Source organism: Streptosporangium oxazolinicum, from assembly GCF_039537505.1.
Taxonomy (GTDB): Bacteria; Actinomycetota; Actinomycetes; order Streptosporangiales; family Streptosporangiaceae; genus Streptosporangium; species Streptosporangium oxazolinicum.
Genome location: NZ_BAABAQ010000009.1, coordinates 322,001 through 342,474 on the forward strand (window position 1 = coordinate 322,001; position 20,474 = coordinate 342,474).

At 71.4% G+C, this 20,474-nt stretch carries 18 protein-coding genes; 8 read left to right on the forward strand and 10 right to left on the reverse strand.

Annotation, left to right across the window (positions count from 1 at the left end; all coding sequences use genetic code 11):
* Positions 1-131: 131 nt before the first annotated feature.
* Positions 132-1,286 carry an inorganic phosphate transporter gene (locus ABD817_RS24365; RefSeq protein ID WP_344920423.1) on the forward strand — a complete coding sequence of 385 codons (1,155 nt, stop codon included), beginning with the start codon at positions 132-134 and terminating at the stop codon, positions 1,284-1,286.
* Positions 1,283-1,486, forward strand: coding sequence for a hypothetical protein (locus ABD817_RS24370; protein ID WP_344920425.1), 204 nt, complete (start codon positions 1,283-1,285; stop codon positions 1,484-1,486). The genes ABD817_RS24365 and ABD817_RS24370 overlap by 4 nt, the downstream gene beginning before the upstream one ends.
* 146 nt (positions 1,487-1,632) lie before the next feature.
* Here the strand turns inward: ABD817_RS24370 and ABD817_RS24375 are convergent, their stop codons facing one another.
* Positions 1,633-3,564, reverse strand: a complete 1,932-nt coding sequence (locus ABD817_RS24375) for a fibronectin type III domain-containing protein (protein WP_344920426.1) — start codon at positions 3,562-3,564, stop codon at positions 1,633-1,635.
* A gap of 714 nt (positions 3,565-4,278) precedes the next feature.
* Between ABD817_RS24375 and efeU the strand changes: the two genes are divergently transcribed.
* From efeU to efeB, 3 genes are read left to right on the forward strand one after another with little or no spacing between them, the layout of a single operon-like run.
* Positions 4,279-5,166 carry an iron uptake transporter permease EfeU gene (gene efeU / locus ABD817_RS24380; protein WP_344920428.1) on the forward strand — a complete coding sequence of 296 codons (888 nt, stop codon included), beginning with the start codon at positions 4,279-4,281 and terminating at the stop codon, positions 5,164-5,166.
* Between the two features lie 21 nt (positions 5,167-5,187).
* Complete coding sequence (gene efeO, locus ABD817_RS24385) at positions 5,188-6,342, forward strand: iron uptake system protein EfeO (protein WP_344920429.1); 1,155 nt, start codon at positions 5,188-5,190, stop codon at positions 6,340-6,342.
* A gap of 35 nt (positions 6,343-6,377) precedes the next feature.
* On the forward strand, positions 6,378-7,631 hold the full coding sequence (gene efeB / locus ABD817_RS24390) for an iron uptake transporter deferrochelatase/peroxidase subunit (protein ID WP_344920431.1): 1,254 nt from the start codon (positions 6,378-6,380) through the stop codon (positions 7,629-7,631).
* Here the strand turns inward: efeB and ABD817_RS24395 are convergent.
* Together ABD817_RS24395 and ABD817_RS24400 are read right to left on the reverse strand one after the other, a co-directional pair.
* The gene (locus ABD817_RS24395) at positions 7,604-8,149 is read right to left on the reverse strand and encodes a hypothetical protein (protein ID WP_344920432.1); all 546 of its coding nucleotides are present in this window, start codon (positions 8,147-8,149) and stop codon (positions 7,604-7,606) included. The genes efeB and ABD817_RS24395 overlap by 28 nt on opposite strands.
* Complete coding sequence (locus ABD817_RS24400) at positions 8,146-9,498, reverse strand: molybdopterin-dependent oxidoreductase (RefSeq protein ID WP_344920433.1); 1,353 nt, start codon at positions 9,496-9,498, stop codon at positions 8,146-8,148. The genes ABD817_RS24395 and ABD817_RS24400 overlap by 4 nt, the downstream gene beginning before the upstream one ends.
* A 269-nt stretch (positions 9,499-9,767) precedes the next feature.
* Between ABD817_RS24400 and ABD817_RS24405 the strand changes: the two genes are divergently transcribed.
* Positions 9,768-11,363, forward strand: a complete 1,596-nt coding sequence (locus ABD817_RS24405) for a sulfatase family protein (protein ID WP_344920434.1) — start codon at positions 9,768-9,770, stop codon at positions 11,361-11,363.
* A gap of 82 nt (positions 11,364-11,445) precedes the next feature.
* Here ABD817_RS24405 and ABD817_RS24410 read toward each other — a convergent pair whose 3' ends face one another.
* From ABD817_RS24410 to ABD817_RS24425, 4 genes are all read right to left on the reverse strand, one after another.
* Positions 11,446-11,979, reverse strand: a complete 534-nt coding sequence (locus ABD817_RS24410) for a YetF domain-containing protein (RefSeq protein WP_344920435.1) — start codon at positions 11,977-11,979, stop codon at positions 11,446-11,448.
* A gap of 148 nt (positions 11,980-12,127) precedes the next feature.
* A complete protein-coding gene (locus ABD817_RS24415; protein WP_344920436.1) occupies positions 12,128-12,739 on the reverse strand; it encodes a class I SAM-dependent methyltransferase in 612 nt (203 codons plus the stop codon).
* On the reverse strand, positions 12,736-13,380 hold the full coding sequence (locus ABD817_RS24420; RefSeq protein WP_344920437.1) for a TIGR04282 family arsenosugar biosynthesis glycosyltransferase: 645 nt from the start codon (positions 13,378-13,380) through the stop codon (positions 12,736-12,738). Before ABD817_RS24420 ends, ABD817_RS24415 begins: the two co-directional genes overlap by 4 nt.
* Positions 13,377-14,024, reverse strand: coding sequence for a glycosyltransferase family 2 protein (locus ABD817_RS24425; protein WP_344920438.1), 648 nt, complete (start codon positions 14,022-14,024; stop codon positions 13,377-13,379). Before ABD817_RS24425 ends, ABD817_RS24420 begins: the two co-directional genes overlap by 4 nt.
* A 169-nt stretch (positions 14,025-14,193) precedes the next feature.
* Here ABD817_RS24425 and ABD817_RS24430 point away from each other — a divergent pair, with 169 nt between their 5' ends.
* Positions 14,194-15,519, forward strand: a complete 1,326-nt coding sequence (locus ABD817_RS24430) for a hypothetical protein (RefSeq protein WP_344920439.1) — start codon at positions 14,194-14,196, stop codon at positions 15,517-15,519.
* Between the two features lie 72 nt (positions 15,520-15,591).
* On the opposite strand, the gene ABD817_RS24435 is transcribed toward ABD817_RS24430, so the two are convergent.
* Together ABD817_RS24435 and ABD817_RS24440 are read right to left on the reverse strand one after the other, a co-directional pair.
* Complete coding sequence (locus ABD817_RS24435; protein ID WP_344920440.1) at positions 15,592-16,578, reverse strand: NAD-dependent epimerase/dehydratase family protein; 987 nt, start codon at positions 16,576-16,578, stop codon at positions 15,592-15,594.
* Between the two features lie 106 nt (positions 16,579-16,684).
* Positions 16,685-17,602: an AraC family transcriptional regulator gene (locus tag ABD817_RS24440; RefSeq protein WP_344920442.1), complete on the reverse strand. Its 918-nt coding sequence runs from the start codon at positions 17,600-17,602 to the stop codon at positions 16,685-16,687.
* A gap of 73 nt (positions 17,603-17,675) precedes the next feature.
* Between ABD817_RS24440 and ABD817_RS24445 the strand changes: the two genes are divergently transcribed.
* The gene (locus ABD817_RS24445; RefSeq protein WP_344920443.1) at positions 17,676-19,112 is read left to right on the forward strand and encodes a dihydrolipoyl dehydrogenase family protein; all 1,437 of its coding nucleotides are present in this window, start codon (positions 17,676-17,678) and stop codon (positions 19,110-19,112) included.
* Between the two features lie 65 nt (positions 19,113-19,177).
* Here ABD817_RS24445 and ABD817_RS24450 read toward each other — a convergent pair whose 3' ends face one another.
* On the reverse strand, positions 19,178-20,341 hold the full coding sequence (locus tag ABD817_RS24450) for a cytochrome P450 (RefSeq protein WP_344920445.1): 1,164 nt from the start codon (positions 20,339-20,341) through the stop codon (positions 19,178-19,180).
* Between the last annotated feature and the right edge of the window lie 133 nt (positions 20,342-20,474).

Sequence of the window (20,474 nt, forward strand, 5' to 3'; positions counted from 1 at the left end):
GGGCACCCCGGCGCCGGGGGAGGACACGACCCCCGATTCCCGAGGTGACGCGCGGTCGACGGGATGATGAATTCTTCGTATGGACCTCGTTGATCTGCATAGATGTTCTCTGAGGTGTCATATCTGCGGGCATGGATGCGAACTTCGTGTTGCTCGCCATCGTGGTCGTCACCGCGTTGTCCTTCGACTTCACCAATGGCTTCCACGACACCGCCAACGCCATGGCGACCTCGATCGCCACCGGTGCGCTACGTCCCAAGGTCGCGGTCGCGCTCTCGGCGGTGCTCAACTTCGCCGGGGCGTTCCTGTCGCTGAAGGTCGCGGCCACCATCGCGACCGGCATCGTCGAGACCGGTGCCATCACCTTGACGGTCGTCTTCGCCGGACTGATCGGCGGCCTGGCCTGGAACCTGCTGACCTGGTACTTCGGCATCCCCTCCAGTTCCTCGCACGCGTTGATCGGCGGTGTGGTCGGGGCCACGCTGATCGCGGCGGGCGCCTCGGCCGTCAAGGGCGCGGAGATCGTGTCCAAGGTGCTCGTCCCGGCCGTGCTGGCGCCGCTGGCGGCGATCCTGGTGGCCACCGTCGGCACCTACCTGGTCTACGTCATCACCAGGAACGTCCCCGAGGGCACCAGGGGCCGCGGGTTCAGGTACGGCCAGATCGGCTCGGCCTCGCTGGTCTCCCTGGCCCACGGCACCAACGACGCGCAGAAGACGATGGGCATCATCACCCTCGCGATGATCGCCGCCGGTGCCATCGGCAAGGACGAGGGAACCCCGGCGTGGGTGATCGTGGCCAGCGCGACCGCCATCGCGCTGGGCACCTACCTGGGCGGCTGGCGGGTGATCCGTACCCTCGGCAAGGGCCTGACCGAGATCGAGACCCCGCAGGGGTTCGCGGCGGAGGGCTCCTCGGCGGCCGTCATCTTCGCCTCCTCCCACTTCGGCTTCCCGCTGTCGACCACGCACGTGTGCACGGGCTCGGTGATCGGCTCCGGCATCGGCAAGCACCTGTCGGAGGTCCGCTGGAGCCTCGCGGCCAGGATGGGGGCCGCGTGGCTGATCACCCTCCCGGCCGCCGCCGCGGTCGGCGCGCTGGCCTGGGCGGGCGCCACCGTGATCGGCGGCGCGCTGGGCGTCGCCGTCGTCTTCGGCGTCGCCCTGATCCTGTCGGGGGCGCTGTACCTGGCCTCGCGGCGCCAGCCGGTCAACGCCGGGAACGTCAACGACGAATGGGCCGGCCGCCTCGCCCCGGCCGCGAAGATGAGGGAGCACGCCGCATGAACGAGTATCTCGACCTGGACGCGCTGTGGAAGGTCCTGCTCGCCTCGCTGCTGGCGGGCGCCGGACTGGTCGCCGTCTTCTCCCTCGCCCTGGTCGGCCTGTCCAGCGGGCGGACGGCGGGCCGCGCGGGAGCCGGGCTCTGCTTCCTGGTCGTGGCCGCCGGCATCGTCCTCGGCCTGTACGTCATGCTCGCGAAGTAGCCGTACGCCATGTCATCGTGTCGTTGTTCTGCCGTGAAGAGACGAAACGAGCGCGCCGGGCGGGCCCTGTGGCCCGCCCGGCGCGGACACGGTCTCAGCCGGTCACGATCCCAGCCGTCCGGGGCGGTTCAGCCGGTTCGACCGGTTCAGCCGGTCACGAGGTCGAACTGCTCCCACGGGCCGATCGCGTCGCGGTTGGCGACGAGCGGCTGCGCCCCGGCACCCTCGGCGCACACGTACTTGCCGTTGACCTGGGCCCGGAGGCTGACCGACCCGTTGGGGTTGGTGATCAGCTGGAAGGTCTCCCACGCCCCGGCCGAGGGACGGTTGGCGATGAGCGGCTGCGCCCCGGCGCCCTCGGCGCACACGAACTGGTTGTTGAGCCTCGCGCGCAACCCCACGTTGCCGTTGCCCAGGTCGACGCGCTCGAACTGCTGCGCGGTCCCGACGGACGTCCCGTTCGCGATCAGCGGCGAGCCGTTGGCGGCGCTGACATAGCGGCTGTTGGCCCTGGAGCGCAGGGAGACCACCGCGGCCGACGACGCCGACGTGGTCACGCTCACGGCGTTCGACGCGCCGGAGGTGTTGCCGGCCGCGTCGCGCGCGACGACGGTGAAGCTGTACGCCGTGGCCGGGGTCAGGCCGGTCACGGTGTACGGCGAGTTCGGGACGGTGGCCACGACCGTGCCGCCTCGGCGCACCTGGTAGCCGGCCACCCCCACGTTGTCGGTGGAGGCCGACCAGGAGAGCGTCACGGTGGTGGCCGTCTTCGCCGTCACGGCGAGGTTGCCCGGCACGGTCGGCGCCTGCCCGTCACCCCCGCCCCCGACCTTGGGTGGGGTGGGGCGGGTGGCGGTGAGGGCGATCTGGCCCTTGAGCATCCTGCCGCCGTCGCCGGTCAGGCGCAGGTAGTAGTCGGCCGAGCAGGCGGTGCCGTCCTCGTCCAGGGCGAGCATCCCGGAGTTGGCCGGGACGTCGGCGAGGGTCTCGGCGGTCTTGGCGATCTGGTTGCCCTCGTTGTACTCGTCGAACATGGAGATGTAGATGCCCTGGGCGCCGAGGCGGACCATGTTGTAGAACTGGCGCCACATGAAGTCGCCGTGGCGGCGCTGGCGGCTGGTGACGTCGCCGGGCAGCACGCAGGGCTGGTAGTCGATGCCGTGGGCGTCGCAGTCGGCCTGGTCGGGCAGGTTGACGTTGGTGTAGAAGTGGTCGACGTCGGCGAGGGTGCCGATGCGGCCCACCATCCAGGGCGAGATCATGTTGAAGGCGTGGTAGACCTCCAGGAAACCGGGCCGGGAGTCCTCGACGCCGCGGCGCCAGTGGGTGGGCACCCCGCCCATCACGTAGCAGCCCTGGGCCTTGAACCAGTTGACGACCTCCAGGCAGGGGCCGGGGGCCCAGGGGCGTTTGGGGTCGTTGAAGCCGAAGCCCCAGATGCCGACGACGGGCTTGCCGTTCTGCATGGCGTAGGCCGATGAGGCGGTGTGGGCCTTCATCTTGTTCAGCCAGTCGGTTTTGATCTCCGGCTGCATGTTCGTCCAGTCGGTGACGTCGTACATGATGTAGTACTTGCGGCCGTTGGCCTCGGCGGCGGCGCGGACCTTGGTGGCCATGGCGTCGCGGGTGGGGCCCTCGCCGCCCATCGGGTTGAAGCGCTGCAGGGCGGCGGTGTCGATGTTGTTCTCCCGCATCCAGCGGAAGTGGGTGTCGACGGTCTGCTGGTCGTAGGAGGAGAACAGGGTGGCGGGGCGGCCGTTGTTGAGATTGGCGTACGCGGTGGGGTAGGTGTTGGTGTATTCGCGCATGTCGGGCCAGGCGACGATGGTGTTGTTGGAGGGCGAGGGGCTTTGGCCCATGTTGGCGCTCCAGTGCCACCAGCCGTTGATGGGGGCGTTGTCGCCCTTGCAGGCGAACCAGCCCTGGTAGCCGACGGTGATCTTCCCGACCACGTCCCCGATCGGGCTGTCGGCGTGGGCCGCGCTGCCCAGCGCGGACAGTAGCTGCGACGACGACACCGCGGCGAGAGCGGACCCGGGCACCACGGAGGTCATGAACCTCCGACGCGAGACGGCCACGTGAACTCCTTCGGGTAGTTGCGGAACTGTTCGTGCGTGCGCGTCCGCCGAAAGATGGAGCCACCGGAGCCCGGTACGTCGATCGGCGGTCGTCGCCATCGGGATCGGAGCCGGGCCTGGCCCGCCGACGATGAGCGATCACCGCGTCACGAGGAGGAGCTCGGTGGCCCTTTCCGGGCTGGTTCTCGTCCGGGGGAACGCCACCAGGAGACGCGAAGCGGTATATGTCATCGCCGAGTAACATCGGACCGCTTGCGGTCATCCTGACAGGATCTGACACCTAAACGCAACACTTAAGAGATGTGCCGAAAAAAAAGCGGTAACCTCTTCGGGAAAACACCCAGTTCAGCGGTTGAAATGGATCGGTCCACGTCAACAGGGTGTCATTTGTCGTCAGCATGATGATTCCGAATCATCGGATCTATCCTCACCGGCAGGGGAGTCTGACGACCGGACGCCACGATGATGGCCACCGGTGTCGCCCACCCGCCGAGGGGGAATCCTCCCGTGAGGGGACCTCGTGGCGCGATCTCCCCGGGAAACGCACGGTTCACCTGGGAAACGTGCGGTTCACCCGGGAAACGCACGAGCAGCCCGCCCGTCGTGATCATCGTCCCTGCTCAGAGCCGTACCCCCTGTAGGGGTTCGTCCTCTTGCGGAGAGTAAGGTTGCCCTGCCCTAATTTAGGTAAGGCTTCCCATCTATGGAGTGACGGTGTTCGCCAGCTACCTCATCGGATTGCGCGAAGGTCTGGAGGCCACGCTCGTCGTCTCCGTGCTCGTCGCGCTCCTCGTCAAGAGCGACCGGCGCGACCGGCTGCCCCTCGTGTGGGCCGGGGTCGGCGCCGCCCTCGCCCTGTCGGTCGCGTTCGGCGCGCTGCTCACCTTCACCGTCGCGCACCTGGAGTATCAGCGGCAGGAGCTGTTCGAGGCGATCACCTCGCTGCTCGCCGCCGCGTTCGTCACCTGGATGATCTTCTGGATGCGGCGCGCCTCCCGTACCCTCTCCGGCGAGTTGCGCGCCAGGCTGACCCAGGCCCTGGAGGTCGGCGCGACCGCGGTGGTCGTGATGGCCTTCCTCGCCGTGGCGCGCGAGGGCCTGGAGACCGCGCTGCTGTTCTTCGCCTCCGTGCAGGGGGCCACCACCACCGCCGTCCCGCTGATCGGGATCAGCCTGGGCCTGCTCACCGCGGTCGCGCTGGGCTGGGCCATCTACCGCAGCGCGATGCGGATCAACCTGACCACGTTCTTCACCTGGACGGGCCTGCTGCTGATCCTGGTCGCCGCCGGCATCCTCAAGTACGGCGTGCACGACCTTCAGGAGGCCGGTGTCCTGCCGGGCCTGTCCACCTACGCCTTCGACATCAGCGGCGTGCTGCCCGCCGACTCCTGGTACGGCGCCCTGCTGTCCGGGATGTTCAACATCACCCCGCAGCCGAGCGTGCTGGAGACGGTGGCGTGGGTCCTCTACGCGGTGCCGACGCTCATCCTCTTCCTGAGGCCGCGACGCGGTCGCCCGGCCCCCTCGTCCACCGTCCCCTCAGCGCCCCAGACGTCCCCGAGTTCCCAGTCTTCCCCGACCGACCCGCGGCCCGCGGGCTGAAACCGTTTGAACAGGACGACCATGCGTACTTCCCTTGCCATCGCCGCGGGCGCTCTCGCGCTCGCCGGTCTCGCCGCCTGCTCCTCCGAGCCCACCGCGCCCACCGCGGGCACCGGCGCCGGAGCGTCCGCCGCCCCGGCCCAGGGCGGTCCCGTCGCGGTGGCCGCCACCGACACCGAGTGCAAGGTCGCCGTCACCGAGGTGCCCGCGGGCACCTCGACGTTCTCCATCACCAACGGCGGCAGCAAGGTGACCGAGTTCTACGTCTACGCCGCCGGTGACCGGGTCATGGGCGAGGTGGAGAACATCGTGCCCGGCCTGACCCGCGAGGTGATCGTGGAGCTGCCGGCCGGTAGCTACCAGACCGCCTGCAAGCCCGGCATGATCGGCAAGGGCGTCCGCGGACCGCTCAAGGTCACCGGCGAGCACAAGCCGCTCAGCGACGACGCCCAGCTCGCCGCGGCGACCGCCGGATACAAGCGCTACATCAAGAGTCAGAGTGACACGCTGCTGACCAAGACGCAGGAGTTCGTCGACGCGGTCAAGGCCGAGGACATCGACAGGGCCAAGGAGCTCTTCCCCGTCTCCCGCACCTACTGGGAGCGGATCGAGCCGGTCGCGGAGATCTTCGGCGACCTCGACCCGGCCATCGACGCCCGCGAGAACGACGTGGCCGAGGGCGAGGAGTGGACCGGCTTCCACAAGATCGAGAAGGACCTCTGGGTCACCAAGGACGTCGGTGAGGACGGGCCGGTCGCCGACAAGCTGATGGCCGACATCAAGACCATCGTGGAACAGTCCAACGCGGCCGAGCTGTCGCCTGTGCTGCTCGCCAACGGGGCCAAGGGCCTGCTCGACGAGGTCGCCTCCGGAAAGATCACCGGTGAGGAGGACCGCTACTCGCACACCGACCTGTGGGACTTCGACGCCAACCTCCAGGGCTCCAAGGCCGCGGTCCAGGCGCTCCGTCCCGTCCTGGAGGAGCGCGCCCCCGAGCTGGTGAAGACACTGGACGAGAAGTTCGCCGGAGCCGAGGCCGCGCTCGGCGCCCACCGGAAGGGCGACGGCTGGAAGCTGCACACCGAGCTGTCCAAGGACGACCTCAAGAAGCTGTCGGACGCGATCAACGCGCTCGCCGAGCCGATCAGCAAGATCGCCGCAGTGGTGGCCAAGTAGCGGGGGCCCGGCCGTAGCCGTAGGGGAGAGGTGCGATGAGCGAGCGGATCAGCCGCAGGAAGCTGTTCGGGATGGGCGCCGCGGGCGTGGCGGTCGCCGGCGCGGGCGCCATCGCGGTGCGCGGGGCGGGCGGCGAGCCCGCACCCGCCCGTGCCGCCTCCACCTCCGATCCCGTCCCCTTCTACGGCGAGCACCAGGCGGGCATCGTCACCCCGGCGCAGGACCGGCTGCACTTCGTCTCCTTCGACGTGACGACGGACAAGAAGGCGGAGCTCGCCGAGCTGCTGCAGGAGTGGACCGCCGCCGCGGCCCGGATGACGCAGGGGCAGGAGGCCGGCGCGTTCGGCGCGGTCGGCGGTGAGCCCGAGGCGCCGCCCGACGACACCGGCGAGGCCCTCGGCCTGCCCGCCTCCGGACTGACGCTGACCGTCGGCTTCGGCGGTTCGCTGTTCGACGACCGGTTCGGGCTCGCCTCCCGCAGGCCGGCCGCGCTCGCCGACCTGCCGCACCTGCCCGGTGACGCGCTGCTGCCGGAGATCTCCGGCGGTGACCTGTGCGTGCAGGCGTGCGCGCACGACCCGCAGGTGGCGGTGCACGCCATCCGCAACCTGGCGCGCATCGGCTTCGGCCGGGTCTCGGTGCGCTGGTCCCAGCTCGGCTTCGGCCGTACGTCCTCGACGTCGCGCGCGCAGGCGACGCCGCGCAACCTGATGGGTTTCAAGGACGGCACCGCCAACCTCAAGCTGGAGGACGTGGCACTGCTGAGGGAGCAGCTCTGGGTGGGGCCGGACGACGGCTCCGGCTGGATGACCGGGGGCAGCTACCTGGTGACCCGCAAGATCCGGATGCTGGTCGAGACGTGGGACCGGGCGCCGCTCGCCGAGCAGGAGCAGATCTTCGGCCGGGACAAGGGGGAGGGGGCACCGCTGGGGGGAAAGGCCGAGTTCGACGTGATCGACTTCGACGCCAAGGGCCCCGACGGCGAGGCCCTGATCAAGGACGACGCGCACGTACGGCTGGCGCACCCCTCCCACAACGGCGGCGCGCGCCTGCTGCGCCGGGGCTACAACTACGTGGACGGCTCCGACGGGCTGGGCCGCCTGGACGCCGGGCTGTTCTTCATCGCCTACCAGCGCGACCCCCACCGGCAGTTCGTCGCCGTGCAGAGGTCCCTGGCCGGGAAGGACTCCCTCAACGAGTACATCAAGCACGTCTCCAGCGGCCTGTTCGCCTGCCCGCCGGGCGTGCGCGACGCGGGCGACTACTGGGGCCGCGCCCTTTTCTCCTGATCTCTCCCGGCCCGGTGCCGCAGCTTTCTCCCGGTCCGGTGCCGCAGCGCGTACAGGAGGCCCGAGGCGGCGAAGAACAGGAGGGTGATCAGCAGCCATCGTCCGAGGTAGGGGGCGGTGCTCAGCCCCGTCGCCTCCCGGTAGTTGTGCTCCGAGGCGCGCAGGACGAGAGGAAACCAGACGAGCAGCAGCAGGCCGGACAGCCCGGCCGGCACGCGCACGTAGTTGACCGGTGGCGGCCACCGGCCGGTGGGCGATGCCCGGGGTGGCGGCGCCGGGGGGCGCGACCGTGACTGGACGGTGGTGTCGGCGAAGGAGTAGAGCGGGAACAGCACCAGGTCGTGGATGATCACGGCGCCGACGAACCACAGCAGGAATCCCACCCAGATCCCGGCGGAGATCACCCGGGTGGCGACGTAGCCGGCCACCGCCAGGCAGACGGCCAGTGTGAGCAGGTGTCCCGGCCCGGCGCCGTACGTGGTCGTCCACCGGTACGGCACACCCCTGCGGCGGGTCACGAGAACGACCGGAAGTCGAGTTCGCGTACCCATTTGGTGTTGTGCACACCGGGAGCGTTGGGCACGATGATCCGGGCCGGGAAGCCGTGGTCCAGCGACAGGTCGGCGCCGTTGACCCGCAGCGCCAGCAGCGAGCGCGGGTCGGCCACCTGCCGGGCGCTCAGCGAGGCGTGGCTGAACGCGCCGCCGCGCTGCAGCGAGCGGACGAAAACCCCGCTCCCGTCGGCGGCCCCGGCGAGCCCGGCCAGGTCGGCCAGCCGTACACCGGTCCACTCCTGCTCGGTGGACCAGCCCTCCACGCAGGCGATCGGCAGCGGGTAGGTGTGCAGCGGCAGTGCCAGCAGGTCCGCGCGCGACAGCCGTACCGGACGCGGCCCGGTCAGGGTCAGCCGCCAGCCGGGACCGGTCTCGGCCTCCCTGACGCCCACGCTGGACGCGGTCTTGTTCACCTGGAAGTCGTTCGGGCCCGGACCGTACGCGCGGCCGTGCGGGGCCAGCAGCGCGGTGCCGCGCAACGGCCCGTCGAGGGTCTGGCCGACGGACAGGCCGAACATCGTCAGCGAACCACCGCCGACGAAGGCCAGCAGGCCGCGCCGGGAGACGGTCGGCCGGGCGGGGGCGACGGGCACCAGCCTCTCGCGGTCGGGTGGTTCCGGGCAGGTGTCGCGCAAGCCGGTGCGCAGCTCCTGGCGGAAGTCGCGGGACCGCAGCGCGGTGATCGCCCGGGGGAGCTTGAAGACGACGTGCGCCACGAGCGCGACCATGAAGAGCCAGGCGCCGTACAGGTGGGCCGGGTAGAAGGAGAACGGGAAGACGTAGAGCAGCTGTATGTTCAGGATGCCGGTGGTGAACTGGAAGACCGCGCCGCCGACCAGGAGCAGCAGGCTGGCCCGCTCCAGCAACTCGGCGGGGGAGCGGGCGGGTGGCCAGGCGAACAGTTTGGGGATCACCGACCACAGCTTGGCCAGCAACACCGGCACCAGGGTGAGCCCGAGGATGACGTGGACCCCCTGGGTGAGCCGATACAACCAGACTGGATCGGTCGGCCAGTCGAAGAGGTAGAAGCCCAGCAGTCCCTTCTCCGGGGTGATGTCGTTGCCGGGCAGCCGGGGATCGTAGGCGGCGTAGGACACCAGACCGGTGAGGGCCACGATCGGAATCCCTGCCAGCAGCACCAGACCGAACACCGACGTCAGCCAGGGTCCCCGCAGCGGGCTGCGCCAGAACTCCGGGCGGAACGGACCCGGCGGCCGCTCGTCCCCCCGCAGCCACGCCCTCACCCGCGAGATTCCCCCGCCCTTCGTGGTCTCGCCCCCGGCGGGGCCACGCTCGCGGGACGCGTCCGACACTGATCACCCCCGAAGCCGGTGCCGACGTGAGACGACCACTTTGTCGGCCCGCCGGGGGTCCTTGCCGGAAAAGGCCGTTCTCAAAGCCCGGCTTCTTCCCGTTTTTCACCAGGTCCGCGGGTGGTTCCCTCCCGATCGCCGGTCGGCGGGACGGGCTCGTCCGGCGCGCGTTTCCCAGGGATCTTTCAGGAGGAATCGGTTATTGGGCGGCTTCAGCACGATTATGGTGATCTACGACCGTATTTCTGACAGCTGTAAGGGCCACAGTCATGCGAACTCTCAGCAGGCGCCTCGCCGCGGCGGGTGCGGCCGTCGCGGTGGCACTCTCCGGCTCCGGTGCTCCCCCCGCGGGCGCGCAGGCGGAGCGTCCCCGGCAGCCGAACATCGTGTTCTTCCTCGTCGACGACATGTCGGCCGATCTGCTGCGGTACATGGACACCGTCAAGAGCCTCGGCGACAACGGGACGACGTTCACCAACTACTACGTCTCCAACTCGCTGTGCTGCCCCTCGCGCGCCTCGACGTTCACCGGCCAGTTCCCGCACAACACCGGCGTGGAGACCAACAAGGGATCCGACGGGGGTGGCTACGCGGCCTTCGAGAAGCACGAGAGCCGGACCTACGCCGCCGCGCTGCGGGGAGCGGGCTACCGCACCGGCTACCTGGGCAAGTACATCAACGAGTATCCGGTGGACGCCGACTACCGGGTGCCGGTGGGCTGGAGCGAGTGGCACGTGGCCGGAGGCGGCGGCTACAGCGAGTTCAAGTATCTGCTCACCGACTACGTCGAGGAGGAGAGCGACGGGCAGAGGCCGATCGCCTCCGGCGGCAGGTATCTGGTGGACGTGCTCGGTGAGCGGGCGGTCGACTTCATCGAACGCTCCCGCGAGCACGCTCCTGGCAAACCGTTCTTCCTGCAGGTCGCCCCCTTCTCCCCGCACGCCAGGGTCGGCGTCAAGCCGGGCGAGAAGGAGCCCCGGTTCCCGCCCGCGTACCGTGACCGGCCCAAGGCGGCGTGGCCGGCGGGGGAGTTCCCGCGCGGCGACTGCGGCGGCACCGACTGCGGCACCATCGACGTCACCACGCTGCCCGCCTTCGACGAGGACACCTCCGACAAACCGGCCTGGGTCCGCAGGCAGGCCATCGGCACCGACACCAAGCTGGCGAAAGAGCTGCGCGAGGACTTCCGCAACCGGATCCGCATGGTGCAGGCCGTCGACGACATGGTCGAGCGCGTCACCTCGGCGCTCTCGGCCGAGGAGAAGAAGAACACCTACATCGTGTTCACCTCGGACAACGGATTCCATCTCGGCCAGCATCGCCTCGTACGCGGCAAGTCCACCGCCTACGACCACGACGTGCGGCTGCCACTGCTGGTCAAGCGCCCGAGCGCGGGACGGCAGGGCGACCTCGTCGACAACAGGATCACCCAGAACGTCGACCTCTTCGCGACCTTCCTCGACATGGCCGGGATCGGCGGGGCGCAGCGTGACAGCCGCGACGGGCGCAGCCTGCTGCCGCTCATCTCGGGACACCGGCCGAAGGACTGGCGCGACGCCGCCCTCATCGAGCACGTCAGGCCGAACCCCAAGGCGACGGGCGAGCCCGACCCGGACGCCGAGGACCCCGGGCAGGGCAACGCCCAGCCACCCAGCTACGTCGGCGTGCGCACCGCGGGCGAACTCTACGTCGAGTACGAGGGCGACCCCGTCCCCGAGTACTACGACACCGTGGCCGATCCCCACCAGGAGCGCAACGACCCCGGCCACGCCCGCACCACCGAGATGGCCAGGGTTCTCGACAGGCTGTCCGGCTGCGGCGGCTCCGGCCAGGCCGACTGCTGGAGCGCCGCGCACCTCGGCTGACGGCGCGCCGGACACGCGCCGGTACCACGTCGACGGTGAGGGCGAAGCGGAACCCCGGGAGAAACGGGCCCCGCGGTCGCCCTCATCCGCGGGGTCTCCCGTGCGGGCGCGGGCCCGTGCCACCGGTCGCGCCCGGAGGGTACGGCAGGATGGAGACGGCGCCCTTGGCCTCGAAGATCGCGAGGTGGATGCCGGCCGGGCCGTGATAGCCGTGCTGGTGGAGCACGGAGTCGAGGTCGGCCTCGGTGAGCCCGCACCGGCGCAGGTCGCGCCGGTTGACGTGTCCGTCGCGGATCAGGATCCGGATCGGCGGGTCGACCAGGCGGCCGACGACCGGGAGGAACCGCAGCCTGGTGATGGCCGCGTGGGCGGCGAGCAGGGCCAGCAGCGCCGCGGCGCCCGTCAGCCACGAGGCGTCCGACGCGGTGGCGGTACGTCCCACGATGGCACCGACCGCGACGGCGGCGACCCAGTCGAACGGGGCGAACTCCGCCATGGTCCGGCGTTCGGTGAGCCGGAACGCCACCACGGCGGTCAGGAACAACGCCAGCGCCTTGACCGCGGCGTAGGCGGCACGATGCCAGTCACCGATCAGGGCGTCGCCGAAGCCGTTCACGACCGGCCGCCCTCGGCACGAGGTGGCGGCCGGTGTCGCCGCGCCGCCACCTCTCGTGGCGACCGGCTGCCCGGCCCGCCGCCGGCCGTGCCCGCACGGGTGTTCTCCCACCGCCGCCCCGGTCGATCGGGCCGGGGCGGGCGCGCGGTCAGCGAAGGCTCGCGAACCATCGTCCCGCCTCCTGCCAGTGCTCGGTCGCCGAGAAGCCGCCGGCCCGTGCCAGGCGCGCGATGTCGGTCACCGAGACCCGGGCCCAGCCGAACCAGCCGCCTGCCGTCTCCCCGTTGCGCAGCCGCACCCGGTCCACCCGGCTGGCCGTGCCCGGTCCCTCCACCTCGGCGAGGACCTCGCCGCCCGGACGGACGAGCTGCCTGACCCGGCGTACCAGGGCGGCCGGGTCGCCGCCGATGCCGATGTTGCCGTCGGCGAGCAGCACGGTCGCCCACCGGCCGCTGCTCGGGACCCGGTCGAAGACGTCGCGGCAGAGGGCGAGGCCCCCGGCGCGACGGGTCAGATCGACCGCGCGGGGGGTGATGTCGATGCCCAGCGCGGGGACGCCCCTGCGCGTCAGCGCGACGGTGAGCCGTCCGGGGCCGGAGCCGACGTCCAGCGTCGGAGCGGCGCAGCGGGCCAGCATGGCCTCGTCGCCGTCGATCGGCCCGAACCAGCGATCCGGCTCCAGCGGCTCCACGGTCCCGTCGATGTACTCGATCTCGGTGGCCGTACCGGTCAGGGACTCCGCGTAGAGTTCGCCGATCATCGGGACACTCCCGCCCCGACGGCCGCCAGGGCCTCGGCGAAACGGGACCCGGGTGCCCGCGCCGCGACGCGGAAGGCGTCGGCGGCGGTGTCGACGTCGTCCAGCTCCGGCATGCGGGCCACGTCCAGCCCGGTCTCGCGCAGGCGCCGCAGCTGGGTGGTGCCGGTGGTGGGCCGCGACATCGCCACGCCGAGCAGCAGGGACGGGTCGGGGTGGCGCAACCCGAGCAGCCAGAAGCCTCCGTCGGACGCCGGTCCGTACACCGCGTCGTGAGTGGCCAGCAGGGTGACGGCGGTGTCCAGCAGGTCCGGGGTGACCTGCGGGGTGTCCATGCCGATCAGGACCACGGGCAGCCGGTACAGCCGGTGGGCGTCGTGGAAGGCGGCGGCCAGGCGCTGGTCGAGGCCGTCGCCGCGCTGGGGAATCACGGTGAAGCCGTCCGGGAGCCAGGTCCCGGGGAGCCCTTCGAGCGCGAGCACCCGCCGATGGACCCGCGTTGCGGCCACGGCGTGCAGCGTGTCCCGCAGGGCGGCCGAGGCCAGGTGGGCGGCCTGGGCGGGGGTGAACGGCGGGGTCAGCCGGGTCTTCACCCGCCCGGCCACCGGCTCCTTGGCGATGACCACGATCTGCGCGGCGCTCATCTCCTCTCTCCCATGACGCGGCGCATGTCGGCGATCGCCCGAAGGGTGCCGCGCACGGTGCCGGTCACCTTGGAACGACCCACCCTCGGCAGGTAGTCGACGTCGGCCTCGGTGATCCGCCAGCCGGCCGAGGCCGCGCGCAGCACCATCTCCAGGGGGTAGCCGAACCGGCGGTCGGCCAGCCCCAGCGCGACCAGCCCGGCGCGTTCGCAGGCGCGCATCGGCCCCAGGTCGTGCAGCGGGGCGCCGGTGCGGCGGCGCAGGCGTGCGGCCAGCACGGCGTTGGCGACCCGGGCGTGCGCGGGCCCGGAGTGCGGCGTCCGGCGGCCGAGCACCAGGTCGCTCTCGCCCGCCAGGACCGGGTCGGCCACCCGTGGCAGCTGGCCCGGGTCGAGCGAGGCGTCGGCGTCCATGAAGCAGACGACGTCGGCGGTCGAGGCCAGCAACCCGGCGTGGCAGGCGGCGCCGAACCCGCGCCGTGGCTCGCTCACCACCGCCGCGCCGTACTCGGCGGCGACACCGGCCGAGTTGTCGGTGGAGCCGTTGTCGACCACGATCGGCCGGTAGCCGTGCGGCATCCGGCCGAGAACCCAGGAGAGCGCGGCCTCCTCGTTCAGACATGGCAGCACCACGTCGATCTTCATGGCTTCGAGGGTAGGGCAGGAAGCGACGATCACCTCTTACAAAACGGTGACGCGTATTCAGTAAACGGCCAGCTCAGCCCTAGTTTGGGAAGGTGGTCCACGACCGGGGGCGGCGGATCGAAGCGGAGAGGCGCGCCTTTTGAGTAGTTCCTCACCGGAGGTTCCTGACATGTCGGCGACCGAGGCCACGGGCGCGGCGCGAGGCGCCCGCGCCGCGCGTTCCCCCCGTGACAGGAGGACGGCACGCGCGCTCTGGACCTGGGCGCTGCTGGTCGCCGTGTCCTTCGCGGCGGGCGCGATCCTGCACGCGCTCGGCGTGCTCACCATCGACCACCTGCCGCCGCTGCACGGGCATTTCCGCGTGCCGCCCCTCACGCTGCTGCCCGCCATCGTGTTCGGGGGCGCCGCCGTCCTGTTCCTGCCCGCCCTCACCGCGCGGCTGGGCTTCAGGCGTGCCCTGCTCGTGTCCTACGGCTGCGCGCTGGCCTGGACGACGCTGCTGGCGATCTCCGCCGACGGGCTGTCCGCTCCGCTGACCCACCCGCAGGAGTATCCGGCGGTGCTGCCCATGGTGGGCGACGACCCGCTGGGCTGGCTGGCCTCCTTCACCCGGCGCCTGCCGGAGTATCCCACCCACGTGCGCGGGCACCCGCCGCTGCCCGTGCTGGTGCTCTGGTCGCTGGCCGCGCTCGGCCTGTCCGGGCCGCTGTGGGCGGCACTGCTGGTCGTCGCGGTCGGCTGCTCGGCGACCGTGGCGATCGCGCTGACGGTACGGGAACTGGCCGGGGAGCGGGCGGCCCGGAGGGCACTGCCGTACCTGGCGCTCACCCCGGCCTCGGTCTGGATCGCCACCAGCATGGACGCCTTCTTCGCCGGGGTGGGGGCGTGGGGCGTGGCCCTCCTGGTGCTCGGCGGGCGCGCCGGTAGGCGCGGCCGGATCGCGCGAGGGGCGGGGTGGGGGGCCGGTGCCGGGGTGCTGCTCGGCGCGCTGCCGTACCTCAGCTACGGCCTGGTCCCCTACCTGCTGATCCCCGTGGTCGTCGCGGTCGCCGCCCGCGTGCCGCGCGAGGTGGCGCTCGCTGCCCTGGCCGGTGCCTCGGCGGTGACCGCCGCCTTCGCCGCCGCGGGCTTCCTGTGGCCGTCCGGGGTGCTGGCCACCCATGCCGAGTGGGCGGCCGATCCGGGCGCCGCCCGGCCCTACCTGTACTTCCTGTTCGCCAATCTGGGCGTGCTGGCCATGCTCACCGGGCCGGCCACCGCCGTGGGCCTGGCGCGGCCCGGTCCGGGCGGGGTGCGCGCCGTGGTGGCGGCCGCCCTGGTGGCGGTGCTCGCACTGGACGTCAGCGGCGTGACCCGGGGCGAGGTGGAACGCATCTGGGTGCCCTACGCGCTGTGGATCGGCCTGGCCGCGAGTCTGACGCCCGGCAGGCGGTGGCTGACCGCCCAGGTCGTGACGGGGTCGCTGTTGCAGGGACTGGTTCTCTCGCCCTGGTGACCCTGGTGACCCTGGTGACCCTGGTGAGCCGGTCCCGCGACACGCCCCCGCCGCCCCGGCACCCCGGGCGTGTCATCCAAGCGGGGCGGTGGCGAACTCCTTCATCCCCTCCGCGAAGCCGATCTCCGCGGTGAACCCCAGCTCCCTGCGGGTACGCTCCGGCGAGGCCACGACATGGCGTACGTCACCCAGCCGGTACTCGCCGGTGATCACCGGTGCGGGTCCGCCACGCCACTCGGCGAGGGCCTCGGCCATCTCGCCCACGGTGTGCGGCTCACCGCTGGCGACGTTGTAGGCGGCCAGCGAGCCCGGCTTCCCGCCGCCCAGCGCGGCCACGGTGGCCCTGGCGACGTCCCGCACGTGGACGAAGTCGCGGCGCTGGCCGCCGTCCTCGAAGACGCGCGGCGCGCGCCCCGCCTCCAGCGCCGACCGGAAGATGGCCGCCACCCCCGCGTACGGGGTGTCGCGTGGCATCCGGGGGCCGTACACGTTGTGATAGCGCAGCGCGACGGCGGTGCCACCGGTCTCGCGCGCCCAGTTCGCCGCCAGGTGCTCCTGGGCGAGTTTGGTGGTGGCGTAGGCGTTGCGCGGATCCATCGGCGCGTACTCGTCGACGACCGCCGACACCACCTGGGCGTCGCACCGAGGGCAGCGCGGCTCGAAGGACCCCCGGTCCAGATCCGTGGCCGCCCTCGGCCCCGGCCGCACCCGGCCGTGGTCGGCGCAGTCGTAGGCGCCCTCCCCATACACCACCATCGACGACGCCAGCACCAGCCTCGCCACGCCGTGGCGGGCCATCGCGGCCAGCAGCACGGCGGTGCCGTACACGTTCACCGACGCGTAGCCGGGCAGGTCGGCCACGTCCACGCCGAGCCCGACCTTGGCCGCCTGGTGCACCACGGCGTCCACCCGGCCCAGTGGCTCCTCCAGTGCCGTGCCGTCCCGCACGTCGGCGCCGGTGCGCAGGTCGAAGCCGATCACGTCGTGGCCCGAGGCGTGGAGGGCTTCGGACACGTGGCCTCCGATGAACCCGGCCGCGCCGGTGAGCAGTATCTTCACCCGTCGAGGGTACGAGGCGACGCCACCGCCCCGGCGGTCCGGCACGCGGACGTTCGCGGGCCGTAAGGGTTCCGGGGCCGGACGGCCTCCGCGCGGACGGCGTCGTTCACGCCGCGGGTTCGAGGTTCCGGCGGAACCGCGCGGGCGTCGACCCGGTCGCCAGGCGGAACGCCCGGCTGAAGGCGGACTCGGAACGGTACCCGACCTCGGCGGCGACCGCGGCGATCGTGCGTTCGGTGCCGATGAGCAGCTCGGCCGCGGTCATCAACCGGATGTGCGTGAGGAACGCGCCGACGGTCATCCCGGTGCCACGGGAGAAGTGCCGGATGAACGTGGCCCGCGACATCGCCGCCACCCGCGCCAGGCGGGCGATCGGCCAGTCGGCGCCGGGGTCTCGGAGCACCTCGTCGATGACGGCGCGGATCCGCTCGTCGCGGGCGGCGGTCCACAGCGCCGTCTCGGTGAGTCGTCCGCTCGATTTCCGCAGCACCATCGCGAGCAGCGCGTCGCAGAGGGCCGAGAGGATGGCGGCGGTGCCGGGGCCCTCGTTCCGCGCCTCCCGTCGCATGATCGCGCTCAGCGCCCGAACGATCTCATCCATCTCACCGGATTCCACGAAGGACACGCGTAAGGGGTCGGGAAGGCTCCGGAAGAGCATGGCTCCCGCGCCGGGACCGAAGGAGTAGTGCCCGCAGAAGAGATCGATCACGCCCTCCCCCGTCCGGCTGCGGACGGTGGAGAACGCGCCACCAGGAGTCTCGACCACCCCCTGCGCGTGCCCGGCTCCGGTCGTGCGGACGCGATGCGGCGCGCCACGGGGGAGCAGCACGACGTCACCCGGCCGGAGCTCGATGTGCCGGTCGGGAAGCTCGAGCGTGCACACGCCGTCGAGCAGGACGTGGAAGGGCGCCTTGCCCTCGCCCTGCGCGGGCATATCCATGAGGGTCGCGCCGGCCAGGAGGCAACGCCGGTCCAGGGTCGCCTGTGCTCTCGCCAGGCGGACGAGGTGACTGACTGAATCCATGATGAGACGCTCGCGAGGAAAAATGAGATTAATACGCCTTGTGAGCTCAATCTTACATAGTGAGACTGGAGCCATGGACACCACGAACGACACTCTTCACGCCGATCTTCTCGTGATCGGCTTCGGCAAGGGCGGCACGGCCGTCGCGAAGGCGATGGGGCGCCTCGGCAGGCGCGTGGTGCTCGTCGAGCGGTCGGAGCGGATGTACGGGGGCACGTGTCCCAACGTCGGCTGTGTGCCGACGAAGGCGCTGGTCCACCACGCGGGTAAGCGCCGGGAGAGCGACCCGGCGCAGGAATGGTACGAGCGCTCCGTCGAAGAGGTGCAGGCGCTCACCGCGCTGTTCCGCCGAGGCAACTACGAGGCGATGAGCGGCGCCGAGACCACGACGCTCGTCACCGGCCAGGCCGTGTTCATCGACCCGCACACCGTCGGCGTCGACGCGGGCGGCGAACGTCTCACGATCTCCGCCGAGACCATCCTGATCAACACCGGCGCAGAGACGATCATCCCCGACATCCCCGGCCTGAGGGAGAGCAAGCACACCCTGACCAGCACCGGCCTGATCGAGACGACGCTCCTGCCCGAACGGCTCGCGATCGTGGGCGGCGGATACCTCGGCATCGAGTTCGCCTCGATCTACCGCAGGTTCGGCTCGCGGGTCACCGTGTTCGAGGCCTCTTCGAGGATCCTGGGCCGTGAGGACGACGATGCCGTCGCCGTCGCCGAGGACATCCTCACCGGCGACGGCATCGAGATCGTCAAGGGCGCGCACGTCACGGAGGTTCGCGACGGCGAGACCGGCGCGACCGTCTTCTACGAGAAGGACGGGCTAAGGCACACCCTCGAAGCTGACACCATCCTCGCCGCCACCGGTCGCGCCCCGGCCACCCGCGACCTCGGGCTGGAGGCCGCCGGTGTCCGCACCACCGAACACGGGGCGGTCGAGGTCGACGAGCACCTGCGCACGAGCCGGCCGCACATCTACGCCCTCGGCGACGTCCGAGGCGGGCCGCAGCACACCTACCTCTCCCTCGATGACAGCCGCGTCGTCCTCGACCAGCTCGTGGGCGAGGGCCGGCGCTCGGTGTCGGACCGGGTCGCGGTTCCCCGCACCCTGTTCATGACCCCGCCGCTCGCGACCGTCGGCCTCACCGAGAAGGAGGCCAGAGCCGCGGGGTACCGGGTGAAGATCGCGAGCGAACCCGTCGCCGGGATCGTGGCGATGCCTCGCGCGTACATCGTCGGGGAGACTCGTGGGTTCATGAAATTCGTGATCGACGCCGAGACGGACGAGATCCTCGGAGCCGTCCTGCTGAGCGTCGACGCGCAGGAACTCGTCAACACGGTCGCGCTCGCCATGCGGCACGGCGTCAAGGCGGCCGAACTCCGCGACGCCGTCTACAACCACCCCACCTCGACCGAGGCGTTCAACGAGGTGCTCGCCACCATCGTGCGCACCGACGAGCCACTCGAACGTCTTCCCAGTGGCGGATCCGCGCCCCGCTGAGCGGGTGGCCGGGAACCCCGACCGATGTGCCCGCCCGGATGGGTGGCCGGGCGGGCACATCGGTGTCACCAGGCGACCGGGAAGGCCGTCAGGCCGTAGACCACGTTGAACGAACGGAACTCCGGCTCCCCGGCCTCGCGCAGCCCGGGGAAGCGGTCGAAGAGGGCGGGGAAGGCGATCCGCATCTCCATCCGGGCCAGCGGCGCGCCGATGCAGTGGTGCGCGCCGTAGCCGAAGGCGACATGCGGCATGTCGGCCCGCCGGATGTCGAAACGTTCGGGGTCCTCGGCCAGCGCCGGGTCACGGTTGGCGGCCGGGAGCGAGACCACCACCACGTCGCCCTTCGCGATGGGCACACCCGCGATCTCGGTGTCGGCCGTGGCGACCTTGGCGGCGCCCTGGTGGATGATCGTCAGCCAGCGCAGCAGCTCCTCGACCATGCCCTCGACCCTGCCGGGGTCGGCGCGCACCAGGTCGAGCTGGTCCGGGTGGCGCAACATGGCCAGCGTGCCCAGGCCGATCATGCTGGCCGTCGTCTCGTGGCCCGCCACCAGCAGCAGCCCGCCGATCCCGGCCAGCTCGTCGTCCGATATCCCGTCACCGTGCTCGCGGACGAGCATGCCGAGCAGGTCCTCGCCCGGCTCGACCCGGGCCCGGCCGACCAGCTCGGCCATGTACACGGAGGACTCCATCTGGGCCTTCCCGCGTGCCTCCGGTGGCTGGTTGAAGTCGAGGATCGACCGGGTACGCGCCTGGAAGGACTCCCTGTCCTCGTAGGGCACGCCGAGCAGTTCGCAGATGACCAGCGACGGGATCGGGGTGGCGAACTCGGAGACCAGGTCGGCCGGGGCACCGGTGCGTTCCATCGCGTCCAGGTGGTCGGCGACGATCTCGCGGACGCGCGGCTCCAGGCGGCGGATGCGGCGCATCGTGAACTCGGGGGTGAGCATGCGGCGCAGACGGGTGTGGTCGGGCGGGTCCATCAGGAGCAACGCGCCGGCGCGCAACCGCCTGGCCTGCTCCTCGCTCATGGGCGGCAGGCCCAGGCCGCTGCCGTAGCTGAACAGCTCGGCGTTCCTGAGCACGTGACGCACGTCGTCGTACCGGGTGACCAGCCAGGCCTCGCGGCCGTAGGGCGTCGGCACCCGTGGCAGGCCCGGCCGCTCGCGGACGGCGGCCAGCTCGGGATCGGGATCGAACTCCCGGCGGCGCATATGGAGGGGCAACATGATTGTCTCCTGAAGGGGGAAATCGGCTACCCCTGCAAGATCCCGTCCTGGCCCGTTCCGCGCAACTCCACCGGTCGGGCGCGCGAACCGCGGGCCGGAGAGGGGACGGGAGGGCCCGGCGCCACGGCGCCGG

Coding starts and splice junctions, on each gene's coding strand:
- ABD817_RS24365 (WP_344920423.1), top strand. CDS start 132: ATGGATGCGAACTTCGTGTTGCTCGCCATCGTGGTCGTCACCGCGTTG.
- ABD817_RS24370 (WP_344920425.1), top strand. CDS start 1,283: ATGAACGAGTATCTCGACCTGGACGCGCTGTGGAAGGTCCTGCTCGCC.
- efeO (WP_344920429.1), top strand. CDS start 5,188: ATGCGTACTTCCCTTGCCATCGCCGCGGGCGCTCTCGCGCTCGCCGGT.
- efeB (WP_344920431.1), top strand. CDS start 6,378: ATGAGCGAGCGGATCAGCCGCAGGAAGCTGTTCGGGATGGGCGCCGCG.
- ABD817_RS24405 (WP_344920434.1), top strand. CDS start 9,768: ATGCGAACTCTCAGCAGGCGCCTCGCCGCGGCGGGTGCGGCCGTCGCG.
- ABD817_RS24415 (WP_344920436.1), bottom strand. CDS start 12,739: ATGATCGGCGAACTCTACGCGGAGTCCCTGACCGGTACGGCCACCGAG.
- ABD817_RS24420 (WP_344920437.1), bottom strand. CDS start 13,380: ATGAGCGCCGCGCAGATCGTGGTCATCGCCAAGGAGCCGGTGGCCGGG.
- ABD817_RS24425 (WP_344920438.1), bottom strand. CDS start 14,024: ATGAAGATCGACGTGGTGCTGCCATGTCTGAACGAGGAGGCCGCGCTC.
- ABD817_RS24430 (WP_344920439.1), top strand. CDS start 14,194: ATGTCGGCGACCGAGGCCACGGGCGCGGCGCGAGGCGCCCGCGCCGCG.
- ABD817_RS24440 (WP_344920442.1), bottom strand. CDS start 17,602: ATGGATTCAGTCAGTCACCTCGTCCGCCTGGCGAGAGCACAGGCGACC.
- ABD817_RS24445 (WP_344920443.1), top strand. CDS start 17,676: ATGGACACCACGAACGACACTCTTCACGCCGATCTTCTCGTGATCGGC.
- ABD817_RS24450 (WP_344920445.1), bottom strand. CDS start 20,341: ATGTTGCCCCTCCATATGCGCCGCCGGGAGTTCGATCCCGATCCCGAG.